Origin of the sequence: Parvibaculum sp. (genome assembly GCF_019635935.1) — a bacterium.
Classification (GTDB): domain Bacteria; phylum Pseudomonadota; class Alphaproteobacteria; order Parvibaculales; family Parvibaculaceae; genus Parvibaculum.
In genome coordinates this window covers 1,261,674-1,277,906 of sequence record NZ_JAHBYN010000001.1, presented here as the reverse complement: position 1 = coordinate 1,277,906, position 16,233 = coordinate 1,261,674, and the positions used below count along the sequence as shown (strand labels likewise).

At 63.5% G+C, this 16,233-nt stretch carries 18 protein-coding genes; 15 read left to right on the top strand and 3 right to left on the bottom strand.

The features are described from left to right. Window positions 1–389 precede the first annotated feature (389 nt). Entirely contained in the window at window positions 390–1,922 is a 1,533-nt protein-coding gene (locus KF719_RS06590; RefSeq protein ID WP_293507920.1) for a sigma-54 dependent transcriptional regulator, read from the bottom strand. 343 nt (window positions 1,923–2,265) lie between these two features. Here KF719_RS06590 and KF719_RS06585 point away from each other — a divergent pair, with 343 nt between their 5' ends. From KF719_RS06585 to KF719_RS06525, 13 genes are all read left to right on the top strand, one after another. Then, window positions 2,266–3,102 (top strand): OmpA family protein, encoded by an 837-nt coding sequence (locus KF719_RS06585; RefSeq protein WP_293507919.1) that lies wholly within the window; start codon window positions 2,266–2,268, stop codon window positions 3,100–3,102. A 155-nt stretch (window positions 3,103–3,257) separates the two neighbouring features. Further along, entirely contained in the window at window positions 3,258–5,036 is a 1,779-nt protein-coding gene (locus KF719_RS06580) for a M3 family oligoendopeptidase (protein WP_293507918.1), read from the top strand. Further along, window positions 5,033–6,412: an AarF/ABC1/UbiB kinase family protein gene (locus KF719_RS06575; protein ID WP_293507917.1), complete on the top strand. Its 1,380-nt coding sequence runs from the start codon at window positions 5,033–5,035 to the stop codon at window positions 6,410–6,412. The genes KF719_RS06580 and KF719_RS06575 overlap by 4 nt, the downstream gene beginning before the upstream one ends. A gap of 45 nt (window positions 6,413–6,457) precedes the next feature. Beyond that, the gene (locus KF719_RS06570; RefSeq protein ID WP_293507916.1) at window positions 6,458–6,901 is read left to right on the top strand and encodes a PaaI family thioesterase; all 444 of its coding nucleotides are present in this window, start codon (window positions 6,458–6,460) and stop codon (window positions 6,899–6,901) included. After that, window positions 6,898–7,881 (top strand): alpha/beta hydrolase, encoded by a 984-nt coding sequence (locus KF719_RS06565; protein ID WP_293507915.1) that lies wholly within the window; start codon window positions 6,898–6,900, stop codon window positions 7,879–7,881. The genes KF719_RS06570 and KF719_RS06565 overlap by 4 nt, the downstream gene beginning before the upstream one ends. A gap of 76 nt (window positions 7,882–7,957) precedes the next feature. Continuing rightward, a complete protein-coding gene (locus KF719_RS06560) occupies window positions 7,958–8,845 on the top strand; it encodes a hypothetical protein (RefSeq protein WP_293507914.1) in 888 nt (295 codons plus the stop codon). 133 nt (window positions 8,846–8,978) lie between these two features. Then, entirely contained in the window at window positions 8,979–9,128 is a 150-nt protein-coding gene (locus tag KF719_RS06555) for an aa3-type cytochrome c oxidase subunit IV (RefSeq protein WP_293507913.1), read from the top strand. Window positions 9,129–9,271: 143 nt separating this feature from the next. Continuing rightward, entirely contained in the window at window positions 9,272–10,405 is a 1,134-nt protein-coding gene (locus KF719_RS06550) for a Re/Si-specific NAD(P)(+) transhydrogenase subunit alpha (protein ID WP_293507912.1), read from the top strand. Continuing rightward, window positions 10,405–10,722, top strand: coding sequence for a proton-translocating transhydrogenase family protein (locus KF719_RS06545; RefSeq protein WP_293507911.1), 318 nt, complete (start codon window positions 10,405–10,407; stop codon window positions 10,720–10,722). Before KF719_RS06550 ends, KF719_RS06545 begins: the two co-directional genes overlap by 1 nt. Window positions 10,723–10,735: 13 nt before the next feature. Beyond that, a complete protein-coding gene (locus KF719_RS06540) occupies window positions 10,736–12,139 on the top strand; it encodes an NAD(P)(+) transhydrogenase (Re/Si-specific) subunit beta (RefSeq protein WP_293507910.1) in 1,404 nt (467 codons plus the stop codon). Window positions 12,140–12,227: 88 nt separating this feature from the next. Next, window positions 12,228–12,605, top strand: a complete 378-nt coding sequence (locus tag KF719_RS06535; protein ID WP_293507909.1) for a DUF4345 family protein — start codon at window positions 12,228–12,230, stop codon at window positions 12,603–12,605. A gap of 73 nt (window positions 12,606–12,678) precedes the next feature. Further along, entirely contained in the window at window positions 12,679–13,029 is a 351-nt protein-coding gene (locus KF719_RS06530; RefSeq protein WP_293507908.1) for a DUF6614 family protein, read from the top strand. Between the two features lies 1 nt (window position 13,030). After that, on the top strand, window positions 13,031–13,507 hold the full coding sequence (locus KF719_RS06525) for a GNAT family N-acetyltransferase (protein ID WP_293507907.1): 477 nt from the start codon (window positions 13,031–13,033) through the stop codon (window positions 13,505–13,507). Between the two features lie 3 nt (window positions 13,508–13,510). Here the strand turns inward: KF719_RS06525 and KF719_RS06520 are convergent, their stop codons facing one another. Next, complete coding sequence (locus KF719_RS06520) at window positions 13,511–14,248, bottom strand: helix-turn-helix domain-containing protein (RefSeq protein ID WP_293507906.1); 738 nt, start codon at window positions 14,246–14,248, stop codon at window positions 13,511–13,513. A gap of 155 nt (window positions 14,249–14,403) precedes the next feature. On the opposite strand from KF719_RS06520, the gene KF719_RS06515 reads away from it, so the two are divergent. After that, window positions 14,404–14,784, top strand: a complete 381-nt coding sequence (locus KF719_RS06515) for a hypothetical protein (protein WP_293507905.1) — start codon at window positions 14,404–14,406, stop codon at window positions 14,782–14,784. 12 nt (window positions 14,785–14,796) lie between these two features. Then, window positions 14,797–15,801 (top strand): carbon-nitrogen hydrolase family protein, encoded by a 1,005-nt coding sequence (locus KF719_RS06510; protein WP_293507904.1) that lies wholly within the window; start codon window positions 14,797–14,799, stop codon window positions 15,799–15,801. A 70-nt stretch (window positions 15,802–15,871) separates the two neighbouring features. Here KF719_RS06510 and rpsU read toward each other — a convergent pair whose 3' ends face one another. Then, entirely contained in the window at window positions 15,872–16,099 is a 228-nt protein-coding gene (gene rpsU / locus KF719_RS06505; protein WP_293507903.1) for a 30S ribosomal protein S21, read from the bottom strand. Window positions 16,100–16,233: the final 134 nt, after the last annotated feature.

The window sequence follows — 16,233 nt, the reverse complement described above, 5'->3', positions numbered from 1 at the left end:
GGCGTCGATTTTGTGTCCGAACTTCTCAATGAAATCAGGAATTGCCACTTATCCCCGCTGATGCACACAAGCCACATGTGTTCCTGCCACATGTCTTTCCGGCCACACGGGGATAAGTTGGACTTATCCCGCAAGGGGGCGGGTGGTTTTCGGGTGCGCGGGGCGTGCGTAAAGGCCGCCGAAACCATTTGTGACAGATTTTTGACAGTTCGGTGACAGTGGCGTCGAAACAGGCTGAAAACGCTGTCATCGAACTGTCAAAAACGCCTTCTCATCCGTAGACGGATGGTATTCCGGGCGGGCGCGCGGGCCCCGAAACTTCCCCCCAAAAGCAAAACGGCGCCGGATTGCGCCGGCGCCGTTCGCTGTCTCACGGAAGGATAAGTTTTTCAGTTCTCGCGCACTTCGAGGCCCATGTCGCGCACCTTGCGATAGAGCGTCGAGCGGCCGATGCCGAGCCGGCGGGCGACTTCGGTCATGTGGCCCTTGTACTTCTCGATGGCGAGGCGGATCATTTCCGCCTCGATTTCCTCCAGCGTCCGCACATTGCCGGCCTCGTCCGTCACGGCGATGCCGTCGGAGAAGTTCGAGCGGGCGAAGTCGGCCAGCGTGTTGGTCTGCGCGGCGTGGCCTGCGTGGGCGCGGGAGACGAATTCGATCGGCCGGTCGTCCGTGTGCGCAATGGATTCGGCGGCCGGTTCGGCCGCAGGGCGCGGCATCGCCGCTTCCTCGAAGCCTTTCACCATGCTGGCGATCTGCGGGAAGTCCGAGACCTGCAGCGTTTCGCCGTCGCACAGCACGATGGCGCGGAAGACCGTGTTTTCGATCTGGCGCACATTGCCCGGCCAGTCATAGGCACACAGCATGTCGAGCGCCGTCTGCGATATGCCGACCACGTCCTTTCCCTCTTCCGCCGCGAGGCGGCGCACGAAATGCGCGACGAGGTCGGGCACGTCTTCCTTGCGCGCGCGCAGCGGCGGCACATGGATCGGGAAAACATTGAGGCGGTAATAGAGGTCTTCGCGGAAGCCGCCGTCCTTGACCATCTGCAGCAGGTCGCGGTTCGTCGCCGAAATCAATCGGATATCGACTTTCACGGGCTTTTTCGAGCCGACGGGATCGACCTCGCCTTGCTGGAGGGCGCGCAGCAGTTTCACCTGGATGTCGAGCGGCAGTTCGCCGATCTCGTCGAGGAAGAGCGTGCCGCCGGAGGCTTCCTGGAATTTGCCGGCGTGTTTGTCCGAGGCGCCGGTGAAGGCGCCCTTTTCGTGGCCGAACAGGATGCTCTCGACCAGGTTTTCGGGGATGGCGCCGCAATTGACCGTGATGAAGGGTTTGCCGGCGCGGTCGCCTTCGCCCTGGATGGCGGCGGCGATCAGTTCCTTGCCGACGCCCGACTCGCCTTCGATCAGGATCGGGATGTTGGATTGCGCGGCGCGTTTGCCGAGGCGGATCACCTGGTCCATCGCGCCGCTGCGGGCGATCAGGTCGTCGAAGGTCAGGCGGCCGGTCTGGCGCTTTTGCAGGCGGCCGATTTCGCTGGTCAGCGCGTTGACCTTCAGCGCGTTGCGCATCGACACATGCAGGCGCTCCGGGCTCACCGGCTTCACCACGAAGTCGGCGGCGCCTTCGCGCATCACGTTGACGACCGTCTCGATGCCGCCATGGGCGGTGAGCACGATTACGGGAAGATTGGGCTTTGCCGGGTGGGTGCGTTTCAGCACCTCCATGCCGTCGATGCCGGGCATCACCAGGTCGAGAATCACCAGCGAGATGTCCGCGCCGGCCGGCCCGTCCAGATATTCCAGCGCCGCCGCCCCGCCATCGACCGGAATTGCGCGGTAACCGTCACGGTTAACCACCTCCTCCAGAATGCGGCGCTGCGCGGGGTCGTCGTCGACGATCAGGATCGCCTGGGTCATGTCGGCCTCAATTGTGTGCGGTCGCAAGGCGTCAATAAAAACGCCCATTTGCCTCATATTGGGGCGGATTGGTAAAGGGGCTCTTAATCCTTTGGCTGATAATCGCCAGACCATGATCTTTCGGGGCAGATGGAAGGCGGTTGGACGATTCCGGCCGATTCCCCGGGGCAACAGTGTTGCTCTCATGTGACGCATCCGCCAGAAGTTTCCGGATTCCGCCAATTCGGGTTGATGGTTCAAGGCCTTCCATGCGATGAAATTAAACTTATGAGGGCTTACCGGTGGGGTCCGGGCCACCCGTCGTATTGTCGGGGGGCAGAGCGAAATAACGACGGAGATTGGGATGAAAATGATATCCCGGCTGATAGCGTTGGGTTCCTTCCTGGTGCTGGCTGGTTGCGGCACGTGGACGGCTGAATCGTACCTGCATCAAGACATTCAGGGCGATTCCTTCAACGCGTGCCTGGCTCGCGAATATCAGGACAGAGCGACTTCGGAAGCTTATGTCGACTGCAACTGGGTCGATACGGCTGTGATCGTCGCCAAGGGCCGCGCTGCGGCTGCTGGCGAAACCGTTCTTCCTTTCGATCCCTCGACGATGGGGGTTCTTCCGAGCGATCTGCCTGAGCTGCAGGACGCCCGGGCAAAGCTGATGGCGGCCCTCGACAATGGCGGCCGGACCGAGCGCGGTTGCGCCTGCGCCAAGGCCCAGCGTTACTACGATGGCTGGGTTGAACAGGCGAGCGACAACAAGCTCGGCGTCGGCGGTTCTTATTTCGGTGGCCCCGGCGGCCCTGTGCAGCCGGATCGCGTGGAAGCCGAAAAGGCCGCGTTCTACGAAGCCCTGACCGCTTGCGCCCTGCAGGCCGCGGGTCCGTGGACCATCTATTTCGGTTTCGACAAGTACAACCTGACGCCGGAAGCGCAGTCGGTGATCGATCAGATCGTCGCCGAGACGTCCGGTTCGCTCTCGGTTGTCGGTCACACCGATACGTCGGGCAGCAATGCCTACAACCAGGCCCTCGGCCAGCGCCGTGCCAACACGGTGTCCAATGCGCTGACGGCGCAGGGCAAGTCGCTCTGCAGCGCCACCTCGGCTGGTGAAACCCAGCTTGCGGTGCAGACGGGCGACGGCGTGCGTGAGCCGCTCAACCGCCGCGCGGTTGTTGCGGGCTGCTAAAGCCTGACGATCGACAAGATCAGGGCCCCGGTCGCAAGACCGGGGCCCTTTTCTTTTGTGGGCCGGGCAAATCGGCGCCCCGCGCGTTGAACACCGGGCCTTCCCGCGCAATATAGATGGCAACGCCCCTCATTCCCCCGAAGGAACGCCGCCCGATGTCCGTTGCCTTGCCGACCTGGAATCTCGCCGATCTCTATGCGGGCCCCGATGCGCCGGAGGTGAAAGCCGATCTGGCGGCGGCGGCGCGCGAGGCCGAGGCGTTCAATGCGCGCTATCGGGGCCGGATCGCGGCAATTGTCGCGGCGCAGGATGGCGGCCCGCAACTTGCCGAGGCCGTCCGCGCCTATGAAGCGATCGAGGACCGCCTTGGCCGCCTTATGTCCTTTGCCGGGCTTCTCTACGCGCAGGACAACATCAATCCGGTTCATGCAAAGTTTTACGGCGACATGCAGGAGCGCGTGACGACGATCTCGACCGGATTGCTCTTCTTCGCGCTTGAACTCAACAGGCTGGAAGATGCGGCACTGGAGCAGGCGCTCGCGACGCCCGCGCTTGCGCATTACGGGCCGTGGCTGCGCGACCTCAGGGCGATGCGCCCGTTTCAGCTTTCCGATGAGCTTGAAACGCTGCTTCACGAGAAGAGCGTGACCGGCCATGCGGCGTGGAACAGGCTGTTCGACGAAACGATGGCGCGGCTTTCATTCGATGTCGACGGCGAAGCGCTGACGCTCGAAGGCGCGCTGCATCTCCTTTCCGACAGGGACCGGACGAAGCGCGCGGCGGCGGCGCAGGCGCTTGCCAGGACCTTCAAGGCGAATATCCCGCTCTTTGCGCTCGTCACCAACACGCTTGCCAAGGACAAGGAGATCGAGGACCGGCTGCGCGGCTTCACCGACATCGCGCAGTCGCGACACATCGCCAATCGCGTCGAGCCCGAAGTCGTTGCGGCGCTGGCCGGCGCCGTGCAGCGTTCCTATCCGGCGCTTTCGCATCGCTACTATGCGATGAAGGCAAAGTGGCTCGGTCTCGAAAAACTCGAATACTGGGACCGCAACGCGCCGCTGCCGCAGGCCGACGACGCGACAATTCCGTGGACGCAAGCCCGCGCCACGGTGCTTGAGGCCTATCGCGGCTTCACGCCGCAAATGGCGTCGATTGCCGAACGGTTTTTCGAGCAGGGCTGGATCGACGCGCCGATGCGCCCCGGCAAGGCCAGCGGCGCCTTCTCGCATCCGACGGTGCCGAGCGCGCATCCCTATGTGCTGCTTAACTATCAAGGCAAGACGCGCGATGTGATGACGCTGGCGCATGAGCTCGGTCACGGTGTCCATCAGGTGCTGGCGGCAAAGCAGGGCGCACTGATGGCCGACACGCCGCTGACGCTTGCCGAGACCGCGAGCGTCTTCGGCGAGATGCTGACTTTCCGCAAGCTTCTGGCGTCGGCGCCCGACGCGGCGCGGCGCAAGGTGATGCTCGCCTCCAAGGTCGAGGACATGCTCAACACCGTTGTGCGACAGACGGCGTTTTACACATTCGAGCGGCGGGTCCACACGGCGCGGCGCGAAGGCGAGTTGACGGCGGATGATATCGGCCGCATCTGGCTCGACGTGCAGGGCGAGAGCCTCGGGCCGGCGATCCGGCTCGGCGAGGGCTACGAGACCTATTGGTGCTATATCTCGCATTTCATCCACGCGCCCTTCTATGTCTACGCCTATGCCTTTGGCGACTGCCTGGTGAATTCGCTCTATGCGGTTTACGAGGAGGCGCAGGAAGGCTTTGCCGAGCGCTATCTCCGGATGCTGGAGGCGGGCGGGACGCTGCGCCACAAGGAATTGCTGGCGCCGTTCGGGCTCGACGCGTCGGATCCTGCGTTCTGGGACAAGGGGCTTTCGGTGATCCGCGGCTTCATCGACGAGCTTGAGGCGATGGAATGAGCGACAAACCGCCACGCGGCGGACCGCCGAAAGACGACGAGGCCAATCGCCTCGGGCGCCGCGTCCGCCGCTATGCGCAGGTCGGTGCCGGTGTCGGCGGCATTGCGGCGCGGGCCGCGGGGGGCCGGCTCTTCGGCGTCAACACATTCAACGACCGCACCGCGCGCGAGCTCAAATCGGCCTTGGGCGGTCTCAAGGGCCCGATCATGAAGGTCGCGCAGATGATCGCGACCATTCCCGATGCGGTGCCGGCCGAGTTTGCCGCCGAGCTTGCGGAGTTGCAGTCGGCGGCGCCGCCGATGGGCTGGCCGTTCGTCAAGCGGCGGATGCGCGCCGAGCTGGGTCCCGGCTGGGAGGCGCGGTTCAGGCGTTTCGAGCGCGAAGCGGCCGCCGCCGCATCGCTCGGCCAGGTACACCGCGCGACAGCGCTCGATGGCACGTTGCTGGCCGTGAAGCTCCAATATCCCGACATGCAATCGGCGGTCGATGCCGACCTCCGGCAGCTTGGGCTCATTTTTTCGATCCATCGCCGCATGGACAGCGCGATCGACACGCGCGAAATGTATGCCGAAATCGGCGAGCGATTGCGCGAGGAGCTCGACTACGAACGCGAGGCCGCGCATATGCGCCTCTATGCGCATATCTTTGCCGGCGACGCGCGTGTCGCCGTGCCGGATGTTCATGCGGATCTCTCCACCAAACGTCTCCTCACCATGAGCTGGCTCGACGGCCGGCCGCTGCTCGACTTTCGCGACCACGAGATGGAGGTGCGCAACGCCATTGCCGAAACGATGTTCGCGGCCTGGTGGACGCCGTTCTCGCGCTTCGGCGTCATTCACGGCGATCCGCATCTCGGCAACTACACGGTGCGGCCGGATTTCGGGATCAACCTGCTCGACTATGGCTGCATCCGCGTCTTTCCGCCGGGTTTCGTCGCCGGCGTTGTCGAGCTTTACCGGGCGCTCGAAACGAACGACCGCGACCGCGCGGCGGCGGCCTATGAAAACTGGGGCTTTCGCAATCTCTCCACCGAGCTGATCGACACGCTGAATGTCTGGGCGCGGTTCATCTATGCGCCGATGCTGGACGACCGGGTGCGTTCGGTCGCCGACGGCATCCGGCCCGGCGAATATGGCCGCAAGGAAGCCTTCGCGGTTCACAAGCGGTTGCGCGAGCTTGGGCCGGTGACGCCGCCGCGCGAATTCGTGTTCATGGATCGTGCCGCCATCGGTCTCGGTTCGGTCTTCCTGCATCTCGGCGCCGAGCTCAATTTCCATCGGCTGTTCAATGCGGCTATCGAGGCGTTCGATACCGCGGCGCTCGACAAGCGCCAGAGCGCCGCGTTAAAGAAGGCGGGCGTGCCGCTCGCCGCCTGAGCACCCCGCGCATTTCCGCAATCTGTTTGCATAGAGTTCCCGGCCATGACAGACGACCTGCTGGAAGAAAATTCCATCGCACTGCCCGAGGGCTACCAGAACCTCAACTGGTTCCACGGTTTCGGACGGCAGATCGGTCCGCTCTACGAGAAGATCGAGGCGGACGGACGCTACACGCGCGCCTTTCTGGTGCAGGAGCACCACACCAACGGCATGGGAAATTGTCATGGCGGCATGTTGATGGCGTTCGCCGACATGGCGTTCGGCCATGCGATCACGATGGAGGTGCATCGCTACTGGGTGACGGTCCGATTGCTGACCGATTTTCTGTCGGGCGCGAAGATCGGCGAATGGGTCGAGGGAACGGCGGAAGTGGTCGGCCGCGAGGACGATTTCTTCACCGTGCAGGGCCGCATCTGGAGCGGCGACCGCACGATCATGACCGGCACCGCCGTCTTCAAGGCGCTCAGCGAAAGGCCGCCCAAGTGAGCGATTTTCCGCTGGCGCCCGGCGACGAGGAAGGCCCGGCCGTTACGGTTGCGCCGGGCTGGTTCGCGCGCGCCGTCGATATGCAGCCCGAGAGCCGCTTTGTCGACGTCGCCGGCACGCCGATCCACTATCTGCGCTGGGGCGATCCGGCCAATCCCGGCCTGCTGCTGGTCCACGGCAATGGCGCGCATGCGCGCTGGTGGTCGTTCGTTGCGCCGTTTCTCGCGCGGGAATATTCCGTCGCCGCCATCGATGTCAGCGGCATGGGCGATAGCGGCTGGCGCGAGCGCTACACGATCGAGACTTTCGCCGAGGAACAGATCGCGGTCTGCGAGGATGCGGGTTTTTTCGCCTGCGAGGAGCCGCCCATCATCGTCGGTCACTCCTTCGGCGGCTTCATCACCATTCTCACCGGCGCGCTTTATGGCGACAGGCTGGCCGGCACGGTCATCGTCGACAGCCCGGTCAATCCGCCGGACAGGCCGGGCGGCCCGCCCGACCGCGCCTTCCGGCCGCATCGCATCTACCCGACGCTCGATGCAGCAATGGGGCGCTTCCGCCTTGCGCCGCCGCAGCCTTGCGAGAACCGCTATATCGTCGACTACATCGCGCGCCATTCGCTGAAGCCGGTTGCAAACCCGGAGGGCGACGACGGCTGGACCTGGAAGTTCGATCCGGCGATCTGGCAGCGTTTCAACATCGGCGACATGGGTGCCCGGCTTGCCGCCACGCGTTGCCGCATCGCGATCATGCGCGGCGAGTTCTCGGTGCTGCTGCCGGCCGAGATCGGCGAATACATGTTCAACCTGCTCGGGCGGGCCGCGCCCGTCATCGAGATTCCGCAGGCGCGGCACCATGTGATGCTCGACCAGCCGCTGGCCTTCGTTGCCGCGCTGCGCGCGCTTCTGGCCGACTGGGACCATTCGGCGCCCTCGCGCAAGGTTGCAAGCGGCCCGATCCCGTCTCCCTTCGAAAGCTAGGCGCCATACAGCCTTTACTTCTCGTTAGACTTGTCATGCTCTGGTGAAATTTGCTGAATGGTTCGGGAAAGAATGGATGCCGATTTCCGTCCCCGATCGATTGTGTGCTTTCAGTCGCTGGCTAAAAAAGCGCTGGGCGCGCTTGCTCCTTTCGGCGGTGGCCTTAGTTGTTCTTGGGCCGTTCGTCGCTCTTTTCGTCCTTCACGCTTGGTTTCAAATCGAACGCCGTCCTCCCTGTAATCCCCCTTTGGGGCCCGTCAGGGTCATCGTGGGCGATGTCGAGTTCCGTTTTCCGCACGGACAAGTTTCTCTTTATGGCGAAGACGCCCCCAGGAAGTACCGCGAAAGCGGTTCCCGCTTTTACTGTCAGACACCAGAGGACTTGCCGTTCAGGTCAGGCTGGCTGTCAGTTTTCGTTGGCGATCACAAGTCCAGAGAAGCGCTTGGTTTGTCCCCTCAACTCCGGGAGCTTTCTTTGGGTGGCAGATCGCGAAATACCGATGTCCTGCTTTCGGAGAAACTGAAGGAAGGAGAACAATCCGAATCGGGTTTTCAAGTGAATCAACAAGTTCCCTCTCTTCTGGTGGCGGAAATTGGGGCTCAAGGCGGTATGCGGACGAGACGGTATGTCAGCGCCGCGCCGGGCATTTTTGGGAGGCCGGCGGTCATCGACTGCTTGGTCGCAGCCCACCAGTCTGAGGCAAGAGCGCGTCTACTTGGTGACCGTTGCCGATTCACGGTTACCGTCGCGGAACATACCGCGCTCAGCGGGCAGTTCTTCACTGCCGAAACACCGCAGAATGAATGGCTTGACCTCATCTCAGGAACCGAGCGCTGGGCGCTCTCTAGCATTCCGGAAGGTGAGGCTAGGGACAGGCTTCTTTCGCGCGATGCGAAGGGTTTATCCGATTTCATCGCTATTTCCAGCCTTCCCCCGGACCCCGGAGTGTCCTCGCCGCGTTGAACGGAATTGCACAACCGCTGTGGGGATTTAGCGCCGCCCCTTTGGGTGAGGGCGCTTGCCGCAGGCGGTTCGTTTGCTATAGTCCGCCTCGCTCAAAACAGGCTTGGGCGAAGCAGAAACCGGGCGAGGTAGCATGGCTGAGAACAAGGCGCAGGACGGCTGGGGCGAAGAGATGGACGTCAAATCCCACCTCACGACCTACGATGCCTTCATTGAGATGAGCAAATGGGGAACCGTCGGCATCGCCGTGCTTCTCATCCTGATGGCGTTCTTCCTTCTCTGACGAAGCGTTCACGCGCGACCCGGGGGTTTGTCGAGCCATTCCAGCTTGAAACAACCCGCTAGCGCGTTGTATTGGAATAATTCTTATTCTCACTTGAGCGGTGACGGCATCGGCCGGGCCGTTCGGGGAACAGGCGACAATCCATGAAACTTGCGATCCCGAAGGAACGGCTCGACGGCGAACCCCGCGTGGCGGCGTCGGTCGAGACGGTGAAGAAGCTGACGGCGCTCGGCCTTCAGGTGACGGTCGAAGCGGGCGCCGGCGCCGGCGCCTCGATTTCGGATGCGCTTTACCGCGAGGCGGGCGCGGAGATTGCTTCAAGCGCCGCCGATGCGCTGAAGGATGCCGACATCGTCTTCAAGGTGCGTGCGCCCACCGACGAGGAACTCGGGATGATGAAGCGCGGGGCGATGCTCGCCGCGATTCTCAACCCTTACGACGACAAGGCGCGTTTCCAGAAATATGCGGCGGCCGGCGTCAATGCTTTCGCGATGGAGCTGATGCCGCGCATCAGCCGCGCGCAGTCGATGGACGTCTTGTCCTCGCAGTCGAACCTTGCCGGCTATAAGGCGGTTCTCAACGCGGCGGCAGCCTTTACCCGCGCCATGCCGATGATGATGACGGCGGCCGGCACCATCGCGCCGGCGCGTGTTTTCGTGATGGGTGTCGGCGTCGCGGGCCTGCAGGCGATCGCGACGGCCAAGCGCCTCGGCGCCATCGTTTCGGCGACCGATGTGCGCTCGGCCACCAAGGAGCAGGTCGAAAGTCTCGGCGGCACCTTCGTGATGGTCGAATCCGAAGAGAGCGGCGACGCCGCCGGCGGCTATGCCAAGGAAATGTCGGATGACTACAAGCGCGCCCAGGCCGCGCTTGTTGCCGAACACATCAAGAAGCAGGACATCGTCATCACCACCGCGCTCATTCCGGGCCGTCCGGCGCCGGAACTCGTAAGCGAAGAGATGGTCAAGACGATGAAGCCGGGTTCGATCCTGGTCGATCTCGCGGTCGAGCGCGGCGGCAACTGTCCGCTGTCGGAGCCCGGCAAGCGCGTCGTCAAGCACGGCGTCACGCTGATCGGCGATCTCAATGTCGCCGCCCAGCTCGCGGTCGACGCCTCGTCGCTCTATGCGAAAAACCTCCTCAACTTCATCACGCCCATGATCGACAAGGAAACCAAGGCCCTGAAGATCGACTGGGACGACGAAACCATTACGGGCACCTGCCTGACCCGCGACGGTCAGGTCGTGCATCCGTCACTTCGCGAGGGAGGCAACTGATGGAAGCGGCCGCTGTCGATCCTTTTGTTTTCAGGCTCGCGATCTTCGTGCTCGCGATTTTCGTCGGCTATTACGTCGTCTGGAGCGTCACGCCGGCGCTGCACACGCCGCTGATGTCGGTCACCAACGCCATTTCGTCGGTCATCATTGTCGGCGCGCTGATCGCCGTCGGCCTCGATGTCGCGCAAGCCGGCGAGGGCGGCTGGCTCTCCAAGAGCTTCGGCTTCGTTGCGGTGGTGCTGGCGTCGGTCAACATCTTCGGCGGCTTCCTGGTGACCCAGCGAATGCTCTCCATGTACAAGAAAAAGCAGCGCTGAGGGGGCCGGGGACATGTCAGTCAACATAGCGGCCATTCTCTACGTCGTTTCGGCGGTGCTGTTCATCCTGGCGCTCAGGGGGCTTTCCTCGCCCGAAACGTCGCGCCAGGGCAATGTCTACGGCATGATCGGCATGGCGATCGCCGTCGCCACCACGCTGACGCTGCTGCAGGCGCAGAACACGCTGACATGGACGCTGATCCTTGTCGGCGTCGCCATTGGCGGTGGCATCGGCGCCTTCATCGCGCGGCGCATCGCCATGACGCAGATGCCGCAGCTCGTCGCGGCCTTCCATTCGCTGGTCGGCCTTGCCGCGGTCTTCGTCGCCTGGTCGGCCTTCCTCGCGCCGGAAGCCTATGGCATCGGCACCTTCCACGCGATCCACGCCGCCAATCTCATTGAAATGGGTATCGGCGCGGCCATCGGCGCGATCACCTTTTCGGGTTCGATCATCGCCTTCGCCAAACTCAACGGCAACATGTCGGGCGCGCCGATCATGCTGCCCGGACGGCACGTCATCAACGCGACCATCGCCATCGTCATCGTCGGCGGCATCGGCTGGCTCGTTTCCGACGTATCGCGGCAGACCACCGAACTCTTCCTGCTGATCACGGTGCTCGCTTTCGTCATCGGCTTCCTGATCATCATCCCGATCGGCGGCGCCGACATGCCCGTCGTCGTGTCGATGCTGAACTCCTATTCGGGCTGGGCGGCGGCCGGCATCGGCTTCACGCTCGGCAACCTCGCGCTGATCATCGTCGGCGCGCTGGTCGGTTCGTCGGGCGCGATCCTCTCCTACATCATGTGCAAGGGGATGAACCGCTCCTTCTTCAGCGTCATTCTCGGCGGCTTCGGCGGCGATGTCGCGGCCGCGAGCGGCGCCGTCGAGACGCGGCCCGTCAAGCAGGGCTCGGCCGACGATGCGGCCTTCATCATGAAGAATGCCGGCTCGGTCATCATCGTGCCGGGCTACGGCATGGCGGTGGCGCAGGCCCAGCACACGCTGCGCGAAATGGCCGACATCCTGAAGAAGGAAGGCGTGAAGGTTTCCTACGCCATTCATCCCGTCGCCGGGCGCATGCCGGGCCACATGAACGTGCTGCTGGCCGAGGCCAATGTGCCTTACGACGAAGTCTTCGAGCTTGAGGACATCAACAACCAGTTCTCACAGGCCGACGTCGCCTTTGTCATCGGCGCCAACGACGTCACCAATCCGTCGGCCAAGACCGACCCGCAAAGCCCGATCTACGGCATGCCGGTGCTCGATGTCGAAAAGGCCAAGACCGTGCTTTTCGTCAAGCGCGGCATGGGCTCGGGCTATGCCGGCGTCGAGAACGAACTCTTCTTCCGCGACAATACGATGATGCTTTTCGGCGACGCCAAGAAAATGGTCGAGGAAATCGTCAAGGGGCTCTGACCCCCGCACTGGACGGATCGGGCGGGCGGTGCTCAAGATGGGCGCCGCCCGTTTTCATTGGAAGCGGGAATAACAGGGGAGGGAATAGATGATCTGGATTGCTCGTATCGCGGCCGCGCTGGTGGGGCTGTTTTCGCTGGGCGCCGGCGCCATGACGATCCTGTCGCCTGCGGAGATGGGCGAAGGGCTCGGCATCGGGGCGTTGTCGCCGCTCGGGCTCAATGCGCTGCGGGCCGACATCGCCGCCTTCTTTCTGGCAAGCGCGGTCGCCGCCGGCGCGGCGCTGTTCGGCGGCCGGCCGCACTGGATTCTCGGCGCGGCGGTGCTGTACGGCCTCGCCCTTCTCGGTCGTATCCTCGGTATCGTCGTCGATGGCGTGCCGGATGGCATCGTGCAGCCGCTTGTCGTCGAATTCACGATGGTGGTGCTTTCGGTCTTTGCCGCAAAGGCGCTGGCGCGCGGCTGAGATCGCGCGCTGGACGAATTCGGCGGGCGGTGCTCACATGGGCGCCGCCCGTTTTCTTTTGGGGGAGAGAGGCATGGATATCTATCACGGCTGGTTCAACCTGAAGCCCGGCATACGCGACATGGATTTCGTCGAGGCCTTCACCGCCTATATGGAGCTTCTCGAACGCGAGGGCGTCATCGAGGGCTGGCGGCTGATGCGCAAGAAGCTCGGCCTTGCGCCTGCGCATCTCGGCGAGTTCCATTTCATGGTCGAGGTTGCGGACCTGACCCAGCTCGATTCGGCCTTCAACTGGGTGGCGACGCGCGCCGACCCGGTCGAGACCGAGCATTTCAACGTCAATTCGCTGGTAACGGGCATCCAGTTCGCGCTCTACCGCGATTTCCCCGATCCGGTGCGCGAGCAGGGCGAGGAGCGGTTCTGACATGAGTGTCGTCGTTCGTGTTGCGCGGGACGCAGACCGCCCGGCGCTTGTTCGTCTGATGGGCGCCCTCAACGAATTCGAGGCCGCGATCGAGGACAATCGCGCCGACGCATCCGCCGCTGAAAGCCATCTCGATTGGGTGAGCGGCGAAATCGCGGCCCAGGGCGGCGTGACGCTGGTTGCCGAGGAAGGCGGATCGGTCGTCGGCTTTCTGAGCTTCGCCTTCGAGGAGGATCCGGGCACCTTTGTGCGGCCGGAGCATCGCCGCCACGCGTTGATCTGGGACATCAGCGTCGATGAGGGCGCGCGCGGCAAGGGCGTCGGCCGGGCGCTGCTCGAAGCGGCGGAGGCGCATACCAGGTCCGCCGGCATCGGCGAGATCAGGCTCTATGTGCTCGAAAGCAACGCGCGCGCGCGACGCATCTACGATGCAGCGGGCTACCGCACTTATGAGCGATTGATGGCCAAACGCATCTAGGCGTCAGGCAGGGGTGCTTGTCTGCCACATCGTTTCGAACAAGGCTTGTTGCAATCGTGCAAATTCCTCGCTGTCGACGATCAGCCCGTAGTTTTCCCGCCGCGACGAGATCAGCGCCACCTTGCCGCCGAAAATGAAAGTGGTGATGCGGAAAGCGTCCGACGACGGCGCATAGCGCACCTCGCGCAGTTCTTCTTCTCCCGCTTTCCAGATGTCGTAGGTTTCCTCGCTTTGCGCGCGGATGACGCGCAGCCGCGTTCCCAAGCGCACGCGTTCGGCGATGAAGTTGCGCAGCGCTTTCGGGCCCGGCACGGCAAGCAGCTCGCGCATCGACAGAATGCCGCAGATTTCCGGCAGCGGCGCCGCCAGCACCGCGTTGAGTACGGTTCGGATGCCGTCGGCCCCGTCGTAAAGGCGGAAGCGCGGCGCGCCATGCGTGCGGGCATGGATCGCGCGCAGGTCGGGCAGGACCTCGTCGAGTGTGCGGCGCTTTTCGTCGAGATTGCGGGCCAGCACGTCGGGGTCCTCGGCCACCACATGGGTGCGGCCGCCGCGCTCGACCTGTGTGACGAGCCCGTCCTCCAGCAGTTTCTCGAACAACGCATAGGCAGTCGTTCGCTCGATGCCGGCGTGTTGCGCCACCGCCGTCACCGTCTCGTCGCCGAGTTCGAGGGCGGAGAGGTAGAAGCGCCCCCGCTTGCCCGCGAGACCCAGCGCCGCCAGTTTCGGTTCGAGCTTCATTGGGTGTCCAAAAATTTCGACAGAATTTCCGACATTCTCCATATTGACCAGGCGCCCGTCAACGGAGATATATAGTGAAAGTTTCTAATCGGGGTCTCTGGCCGCCATGCGTTCGGAGATTTGTTTTTAAGTTTCGACAGTTTTGAGGGCGCTCGATGCAGACGATCCTGATCTCGTCCGGTCTGATCCAGATCACCTTTGCCGTTGCGCTCGGTTGGGTGATGGTCGCGATGTACGGGCCGCGCAAGCGTTTCGGCCCGCTGGTCCACGCAAAGCGCGTTCTCCAGTGCCATATCGACAACATTCTGATGGCGTTGCTGCAATTCGCGATCGCCGCCGTTCATCCGGCTATCCCGGAAGTCGCCGGGTGGCTGCTGGTCGTCGGCTCGTGGACCAACGCACAGCTTTTCATGGTCCATGCCTTCTCGAAGGAGGGCTACATCAAGCACCGCGCCATCGACATCGCGACGATGATTTCCTTCGGGCTTTTGAGCGTCGCCTATCCCTGGCTGCTCTATGCCTGGTTCACAATCTGAGGGGCGCCGCCCATGACACCGCCAAAGACCATCCGTGCCGCCGCCATCCAGGTCGAGGCGCGCGTCGCCGACATTCCGTGGAACATCGAACATGCGAGCCGCCTTGTGGACGAAGCGGTCGATCGGGGCGCGGAGCTTGTCGCGTTGCCGGAGTTCTTCACCACCTGCATCGTCTATGACGAACGTGTCTTCGGCTGTTCGCTGCCGCCCGAAAACCCGGCGCTCGATATGCTGAAGGAAAAGGCGCGCCGCCACCGCATTCATATCGGCGGCTCCTATCTCGAAATGCGCGACGGCGATGTCTACAACACCTATGTCTTTGTCGAGCCCGACGGCAAGGTCCATCGCCACGACAAGGATCTTCCGACAATGGTCGAGAATGCCTTTTACGTCGGCGGGGACGATACCGGCCTCATGGAAACCTCGCTCGGGCCGGTCGGCGCAGCCGTCTGCTGGGAGACGGTCCGGACGCAGACGGTCAAGCGGCTGCGCGGCAAGGTTGGCCTGCTGATGACGGGCAGCCATTGGTGGAGCGAGCCCGGCTGGAACTGGGCGCGCGGCTATTGGCAGCGCTTTCACGCGGGCAATGGCCGGTTGATGGAGCGCACGCCCCGTACCTTCGCCTCATTGATCGGTGCGCCGCTGCTCCATGCGGGGCATGCGAGTGTCATTGAGGGCGGGTTTCTGGTCCTGCCGGGCACGCGTCTCACGGCGCCGATACGCACGCAGTTGATGGGCGAGACGCAGGTGATCGACGGGGAGGGCCGTCTTCTCGCGCGCCGGCGCTACCAGGAAGGTGCGGGCGTCGCGGTCGCCGATCTTCAGCTTGGCGCCGTCCAGCCGCGGGCCGAGTCGCCGCCGCGTTTCTGGATCCCGAAGTTCAGCCCCATGCTCTATTTCCAGTGGTATCACCAGAACGCCGCCGGCAAGTCCGCCTATCGATGGGCCAAGCGCACCGGACGCCTCAGGACATGGGATGACGGGCGCAACGCGCGCGCGGCGGCAGAGCGGCTCTAGGCTTCCCTGAAAACGAAAACGCCCCCGAATTTCGGGGGCGTTGTCGTTCCGGCGGTTGAACGCGCCGGGTTTATTTCTTGGCGGCTGCCGCCGGCACGCCGCTTTCGCGCTGGGCGCGCTTGCGGGCCAGTTTGCGGGCGCGGCGAATGGCTTCGGCCTTTTCGCGGGCGCGCTTCTCGGAGGGCTTCTCGTAGAAGTTGCGCAGCTTCATTTCGCGGAACACGCCTTCGCGCTGAAGCTTCTTCTTCAGGGCCTTCATGGCCTGATCGACATTGTTGTCGCGAACGAGTACCTGCACGAGAAAAACCTGTCTAGTTTCAATGGGTTAAGCGCGGACGGGCCGCGCCCCCCGCAAGAGTGCCGCTTGTCTAGCAAAGGATCGGGGCTTTGTCCACCGGTGCGGGGCCGAAAAGCGGGGCAATCCGCCCCGTT

Bases quoted from the DNA above. Each gene is read 5' to 3' on its own strand.
- KF719_RS06520 (WP_293507906.1), bottom strand. From the start codon at position 14,248: ATGAAGCTCGAACCGAAACTGGCGGCGCTGGGTCTCGCGGGCAAGCGG.
- KF719_RS06585 (WP_293507919.1), top strand. From the start codon at position 2,266: ATGAAAATGATATCCCGGCTGATAGCGTTGGGTTCCTTCCTGGTGCTG.
- KF719_RS06535 (WP_293507909.1), top strand. From the start codon at position 12,228: ATGATCTGGATTGCTCGTATCGCGGCCGCGCTGGTGGGGCTGTTTTCG.
- KF719_RS06550 (WP_293507912.1), top strand. From the start codon at position 9,272: ATGAAACTTGCGATCCCGAAGGAACGGCTCGACGGCGAACCCCGCGTG.
- KF719_RS06560 (WP_293507914.1), top strand. From the start codon at position 7,958: ATGCCGATTTCCGTCCCCGATCGATTGTGTGCTTTCAGTCGCTGGCTA.
- KF719_RS06570 (WP_293507916.1), top strand. From the start codon at position 6,458: ATGACAGACGACCTGCTGGAAGAAAATTCCATCGCACTGCCCGAGGGC.
- KF719_RS06510 (WP_293507904.1), top strand. From the start codon at position 14,797: ATGACACCGCCAAAGACCATCCGTGCCGCCGCCATCCAGGTCGAGGCG.
- KF719_RS06545 (WP_293507911.1), top strand. From the start codon at position 10,405: ATGGAAGCGGCCGCTGTCGATCCTTTTGTTTTCAGGCTCGCGATCTTC.
- KF719_RS06590 (WP_293507920.1), bottom strand. From the start codon at position 1,922: ATGACCCAGGCGATCCTGATCGTCGACGACGACCCCGCGCAGCGCCGC.
- KF719_RS06555 (WP_293507913.1), top strand. From the start codon at position 8,979: ATGGCTGAGAACAAGGCGCAGGACGGCTGGGGCGAAGAGATGGACGTC.
- KF719_RS06580 (WP_293507918.1), top strand. From the start codon at position 3,258: ATGTCCGTTGCCTTGCCGACCTGGAATCTCGCCGATCTCTATGCGGGC.
- KF719_RS06525 (WP_293507907.1), top strand. From the start codon at position 13,031: ATGAGTGTCGTCGTTCGTGTTGCGCGGGACGCAGACCGCCCGGCGCTT.
- KF719_RS06530 (WP_293507908.1), top strand. From the start codon at position 12,679: ATGGATATCTATCACGGCTGGTTCAACCTGAAGCCCGGCATACGCGAC.
- KF719_RS06515 (WP_293507905.1), top strand. From the start codon at position 14,404: ATGCAGACGATCCTGATCTCGTCCGGTCTGATCCAGATCACCTTTGCC.
- KF719_RS06540 (WP_293507910.1), top strand. From the start codon at position 10,736: ATGTCAGTCAACATAGCGGCCATTCTCTACGTCGTTTCGGCGGTGCTG.
- KF719_RS06575 (WP_293507917.1), top strand. From the start codon at position 5,033: ATGAGCGACAAACCGCCACGCGGCGGACCGCCGAAAGACGACGAGGCC.